Annotated in this window: 5 protein-coding genes; all 5 read right to left on the bottom strand. The window is 69.5% G+C overall.

The genetic code is table 11. The features are described 5' to 3' along the window. A partial coding sequence (locus VGJ14_12005) for a xanthine dehydrogenase family protein molybdopterin-binding subunit (protein ID HEY2833140.1) occupies positions 1 to 2,364 on the bottom strand: 2,364 nt, incomplete at its 3' end. After that, a complete protein-coding gene (locus VGJ14_12000) occupies positions 2,361 to 2,828 on the bottom strand; it encodes a (2Fe-2S)-binding protein (GenBank protein HEY2833139.1) in 468 nt (155 codons plus the stop codon). The genes VGJ14_12000 and VGJ14_12005, both read right to left, overlap by 4 nt. A 261-nt stretch (positions 2,829 to 3,089) precedes the next feature. Next, on the bottom strand, positions 3,090 to 3,809 hold the full coding sequence (locus VGJ14_11995; protein ID HEY2833138.1) for a PIG-L deacetylase family protein: 720 nt from the start codon (positions 3,807 to 3,809) through the stop codon (positions 3,090 to 3,092). Between the two features lie 196 nt (positions 3,810 to 4,005). Then, a complete protein-coding gene (locus VGJ14_11990; protein HEY2833137.1) occupies positions 4,006 to 5,433 on the bottom strand; it encodes a gamma-aminobutyraldehyde dehydrogenase in 1,428 nt (475 codons plus the stop codon). 28 nt (positions 5,434 to 5,461) lie between these two features. Continuing rightward, on the bottom strand, positions 5,462 to 6,010 hold a 549-nt coding region (locus tag VGJ14_11985; GenBank protein HEY2833136.1), incomplete at its 5' end, for a saccharopine dehydrogenase C-terminal domain-containing protein.

Below are 6,010 nucleotides of genomic sequence, written 5' to 3'. Positions count from 1 at the left end.
GCTGGCCTGCTCGCCGCCCTCTGCCGTCTGTATCGCGCGCCAGACGCGCTCCGGCGTGCACGGCATGGTGATGTCGTTGATGCCGAACGGCCGCAGCGCGTCGATGATCGCGTTGACCACTGCGGGCGTGGACGCGATCGTGCCCGCCTCGCCGACGCCCTTCACGCCCAGCCGGTTGCCGGCCGGGGACTCGGTCCGGTCGGTGACGTAGGAGGGCAGGTCGGGCGCGGACGGGACGAGGTAGTCGGCCATCGTCGTGGTGACCAGGTTGCCGTCGTCGTCGTAGACCGCCTCCTCGTACAGCGCCTGCGCGATGCCCTGGGCGATCCCGCCGTGCACCTGCCCGTCGACGATCAGCGGGTTGATCACCTTGCCGATGTCGTCCACCGCCACGTACGAGCGGATCGTGACCATGCCGGTCTCGGTGTCCACCTCCACCGCGCACAGGTGGGTTCCGTGCGGGAAGGAGAAGTTGTCCGGGTCGAAGGTGGCGTCGGCGTCGAGGGAGGGCTCGATGCCGTCGGGCAGGTTGTGCGCGGCGAAGGTAGCGAGCGCGACCTCCTGTATGGTGTGGCCCTTTTCCGGGTCCCCGCGGACATGGAGCCGGCCGTTGACGAACTCGATGTCCGGCTCGGCGGCTTCCAGCATGTGCGCGGTGATCCGCTTGGCCTTCGCGATCACCTTGTCACAGGCGCCGACCAGGGCCATGCCGCCCACCGTCAGCGAGCGGGATCCGTAGGTGTCCATGCCCTTCGGGGAGATCTGGGTGTCACCGTGCAGCACCCGGATGTCCTCGAACGGGACGCCGAGCTGATCGGCGACGATCTGGCTCCACGCCGTCTCGTGGCCCTGGCCGTGCGCGCTGGACCCCGTGACCACCTCGACCTTGCCTGTGGGCAGCATGCGGATCGAGGCGTGCTCCCAGCCGCCGGCGCCGTAGGCCAGCGAGCCGAGGACCCGGGACGGGGCGAGCCCGCACATCTCGGTGTAGGTGGAGACCCCGAGGCCGAGCCGGACCGGGTGTCCGTCCAGGTTCCGCTCGGTCTGCTCCTGGCGGAGCGCGTCGTAGCCGAACAGCTCCTTCGCCCGGGCGGTGGCGGCCTCGTAATTGCCCGAGTCGTACTGGAGCGTGGCGATCGTCGTGTACGGGAACTCCTCGTGCTTGATCCAGTTCCGCTCCCGCACCGCCAGCGGGTCCATGTCCAGCTCGACCGCCAGCTCGTCCATGATCCGCTCGATCGCGTAGGTGGCCTCGGGCCGCCCCGCGCCGCGGTAGGCGTCGGTGGGCATCTTGGTGGTGAACACGCCGGTGCACTTGAACGAGTACGCGTCCATCTTGTAGATGGCCGGGTACATGAACGCGCCGAGCAGCGGGATGCCCGGGGTGACCAGCATCAGGTACGCGCCCATGTCGGCGAGCAGGTCCACCGACAGGCCGCGCAGCCGCCCGTCCCGGTCGGCGGCGATCCGGATCCGCTGCCATTGGTCCCGGCCGTGGTGCACGGTCAGGTTGCCCTCGCTGCGGGACTCGGTCCACTTGACCGGCCGGCCGAGCTTACGGGCGACCAGCACTGCCAGCACCTCTTCGGCGGTGACCTGGAGCTTGGAGCCGAACCCCCCGCCGACGTCGGGCGCGATGACCCGGATGTTCTGCTCCGGGATCCCGGTCACCAGCGCCAGCATGACCCGCAGGATGTGCGGGATCTGGGTTGCCGACCAGATCGTGAACTCCCCGCCCACGTCGGTGGCCACGACAGCGCGGGGCTCGATCGCGCTGGGGATCAGCCGCTGCTGGCGGTAAGTCCGATCGATCACCACGGGGGCGTCGCGGAAGGCCTCGTCCAGCTCTCCCTGGGCGAAGACCCATTCGAAGCTCTTGTTGCCCTGCGGGTGAACCTTGGGCGAGCCTTCCTCCAGCGCGGCCCGCATGTCGAGCACCGGGGGCAGCGGCTCGTAGCTCACATCCACCAGGGCCGCTGCGTCCGCCGCCGTGTACCGGTCCCTGGCAACGACCACGGCGACTGCCTCGCCCACGTACCTGACCTCGTCGACCGCCATCGGCGGGTGCGCCGGGAGGACGATGTCCTCAGTGACCGGCCAGGCGCACGGCAGGCTGCCCTGCTCGTCGGCGAAGTCGGCGCCGGAGAACGCGGCGATGACGCCCGGCAGGGCCCGGGCCGCGGACAGGTCCACCGAGGTGATCCGGGCGTGTGCCATCGGGCTGCGCGCGAAAGCCATGTGCAGCATCCCGGGCAGGACGATGTTGTCGGTCCAGTTTGTCTGGCCGGTGACCAGCCGGGCATCTTCCTTGCGGAGGCGTGCCCTGCCTTGTTCTGCCTGCGCTGCCTGGGTGTCCGCGGTCATGAGGTGGCTCCCGCCTCCGCCGCGCGCTGCACGGCGCGGACGATGTTCTCGTATCCGGTGCACCGGCACAGGTTGCCCTCGAGCCCGTCCCGGATCTCCTGGTCGCTGGGGTGGGGGTTGCTGCGTAGCAGGTCAGCCGCAGCCATGATCATCCCCGGGGTGCAGTAGCCGCACTGGAGCGCGTGCTCGGAGTGGAAGGCCTGCTGCAGCGGGTGCCACTCGCCGTTGGCCATGCCCTCGATCGTGGTGATCTCAGCGCCATCTGCCTGCACCGCGAGGACGGCGCAGCTTTTCACCGATTCCCCGTTCAGGTGGACCGTGCATGCGCCGCAGTTCGACGTGTCGCATCCGATGGGAGTGCCGGTCTTGCCGATCCGGTCCCTCAGGTAGTGCACCAGCAGCAGGCGGGGCTCCACGTCGTCGGTATAAGTGACCCCGTCGACCGTGACGGTGATGTTCGCCATGGACAACCTCTCCTCCCTCAGGCGCGAGATGCGCCTGAGCCAAACCTAGGCCCGATCCAGGCAACCGCACCAGACCCGTCCCGGGATGGCGGTGACCTGCCTCGATCCGGGCCAGGCGCGAGAAAGCCGGCGAACCGCACGTGAGGACGCAGGCTCAGCCGAACCGGCCTTTCACGTAGTCGGCGGTCCTCGGGTCGGTGGGCGCGTCGAACACCTGCTCTGTCGCCCCGCCTCTACGATGGGGTCGAGGGCCGAGCGGCGTCAGCCGGTGTCGATGACCTGGAACATTTCCGCGAGATGGCCCTCGGGGAGGCCTCCCTGCTCGGCCGCCAGAGTCAGCCTGCCGCGCAGGAACTCCTCCAGCTGGTCCATGTGCCCGGTCTGGCTCTCATGCGCGCGCAGCGCGGCGATTTTGCGGTGGAACGTGTCCGTCACGTCCACATAGTGGTTGGGCGCCAGCCCGCCGGACACCCACACCTCGCGCACCGTCCAGGGTTCCAGGCCCTCCTCGGCGCGCAGTTCGGGGAACGCGAACGGGTTGCGCGCGTCCGGGTAGATCGCGTCCAGCGCCGCCGATCCCACTGCCCGGTGATCCGGGTGGCTCACCCCGATCCGGGCGTAGTTGCGCTCGGGGCTGGGGCACACCGCCCGGCCCGGGCGGACCTGCCGGATCACCCGGGCCAGGTCCTTGCGCAGCCCGAGGGTGGCCTCCACTCTCCCGTCCCGGTACCCGAGGAACCGCAGGTCGGTGACGCCCACGCAGCCCGCAGCCGCCGTCTGCTCCTTGCGCCGCAGCGGTGCGATCTCCGACCTTGGCACGGAATCGTCGTGGCCGCCCGCGTCCCCGTCCGTGACGATGCAGTACACCACCTCGACCCCGGCATCGGTCCACCCCGCGATAGTTCCCGCGGAACTGAAATCGACATCGTCGGGATGCGCCGCAATAACCAGGACCCGCTTGACCTCACTGTCGCTAAGCACGCTCCCGATCCTACGAATCCGTTGATCCTCCTCGAGGCGGCCAGCCACGAATCACCCCACGCGTCCTTCCCCCAAGCTGCGTTCGGCGGCAGCGTCAGGGGATCACCATGGGCCAACGCAGGGTGACGGAAGTGTTATGTGGTCGCGTTGTGCCCGCGACCACATAACCTTCCGGCGCCCCTCACCGGAAGCAGGCTCAGTCCAAGGACGACATCACGTGCTTGACGCGCGTGTAGTCCTCGAACCCGTACATCGACAGGTCCTTGCCGTACCCGGAGTGCTTGAACCCGCCGTGCGGCATCTCGGCCACCAGCGGGATGTGGGTGTTGATCCACACGCAGCCGAAGTCGAGCCCGCGCGCCATCCGCATGGCCCGCCCGTGGTCGGACGTCCACACCGACGACGCGAGCCCGTACTGGGTGCCGTTCGCCCAGGCCAGCGCCTCTGCCTCGTCGCTGAACTGCTGCACGGTGATGACCGGGCCGAACACCTCGTTCTGGATGATCTCGTCGTCCTGGGACAGCCCGTCGACGACGCTGGCCTCGAAGAAGAAGCCGCGAGCCCCGGCCTTGTGCCCGCCGGCCAGCACCTTGGCATGGTCGGGCAGCCGGTCGATGAACCCGGAGACCCGCTCCAGCTGGGCCGGGTTGTTCAGCGGGCCGAAGTCCGCGTCGGGGTTGTCCGGCCCGGCCACGGTCTGGCCGCGCGCCTGCTCGGCGAGCGCCTCGGCGAGCGCGTCGTGGACGCCCGGGCTGGCCAGCACCCGGGTCGCGGCGGTGCAGTCCTGCCCCGCGTTGAAGTACCCGGCGATCGCGACCGCCTCTGCGGTCTTCGCCACGTCGGCGTCGTCGAAGACGATGACCGGCGCCTTGCCGCCGAGTTCCAGGTGGACCCGCTTGAGGTCACCCGCGGCCGCGACGGCGACCTCCTTGCCGGCCCGCACGCTGCCCGTGATCGACACCATCTGCGGGACCGGGTGGGCGACCAGCGCGCGGCCAGTGTCCCGGTCGCCGCAGACCACGTTGAACACGCCGGCCGGCAGGAACTCGCCCATCAGCTCGGCCATCAGCAGCGTGCTGTACGGCGTGGTGTCCGACGGCTTGAGCACCATGGTGTTGCCGGCCGCCAGGGCGGGGGCCCACTTCCACACCGCCATCATCATCGGGTAGTTCCACGGCGTCACCGCGGCGCACACCCCTATCGGCTCACGGCGGATGAACGAGGTGAACCCCGACATGTACTCGCCCGCCGACCGGCCCTCCAGCATCCGGGCCGCTCCGGCGAAGAACCTGATCTGGTCCACCATCGGGGGAATCTCTTCCGACGTGGTGAGCCCGAGCGGCTTGCCGGTGTTCAGGGACTCGGCCTTGACGAACTCATCGGCGCGGGACTCGATCGCATCGGCGATCCGGAGCAGCGCCAGGCTGCGTTCGGCCGGGGTGCTGTCCCGCCATCCCTCGAACGCGGCGGCTGCCGAGGACACGGCGGCGTCCACTTCGGCCTCGCCGGACACCGGCGCCGTGGCGAACACCTCACCGGTGCTGGGGTTGACCAGCTCGGACCGGTTATCGAAGGACAAGTCCGTCCACTGGCCGCCGATGAAGTTTTGAAGATCCTCCGCCATGATGCCTCCGTTTTGACTGAAAGAACTCTTACTGCTGGCCGGCTGGGGCGCGTTCCTCGCACGCCCACGGGGACCCGTAGTCGGTGAGCAAGCCGAGGAACGGGCCAGGTGGCAGCGCCTCAGGCCCCAGCACCCCGGCGCCCGCCCACGCGCCGGAGTCGATCAGCTCCAGCGCGACGACCGGGTTCACCGCCGTCTGCCAGACGACGGCCTGGGAACCGTATTCGGCCATGGACCAGGCGTTGTCCACCACATGATGAAGGTAGACCACGCGCTGCGCGCCGTCGGTACCGGTGCCGGTGACCCAGGTGCCCGCGCAGGTGAGGCCGGTCATCTTGTCACCGAGGGTGGCCGGATCGGGCAGGCACGCCGCGACCACGTCCCGGGGCGACACGCTCGCGCCGGCGGCGCTGACCGGGTCGGTGCGATCCAGGCCGAGCTTGTGCAGGGTCTGCAGAACGCCGATGAACTCGGCGCCGAGGCCGTACTTGAAGGTGACCCGCTTAGCTGACACCCAGCGGGGGATCAGCAGCACCTCTTCGTGCTCCACGTTCACGCACTCCACCGGGCCGATCCC

Source organism: Sporichthyaceae bacterium, from assembly GCA_036493475.1.
In the GTDB taxonomy this organism is placed as follows: domain Bacteria; phylum Actinomycetota; class Actinomycetes; order Sporichthyales; family Sporichthyaceae; genus DASQPJ01.
The sequence above is the reverse complement of the archived record's forward strand: the minus strand, read 5'-3'. Positions and strand labels throughout refer to the sequence as shown.

What these genes read in the sequence shown, in the direction of transcription:
- VGJ14_12000 (HEY2833139.1), bottom strand. Translation starts at nt 2,828, where the DNA reads ATGGCGAACATCACCGTCACGGTCGACGGGGTCACTTATACCGACGAC.
- VGJ14_11990 (HEY2833137.1), bottom strand. Translation starts at nt 5,433, where the DNA reads ATGGCGGAGGATCTTCAAAACTTCATCGGCGGCCAGTGGACGGACTTG.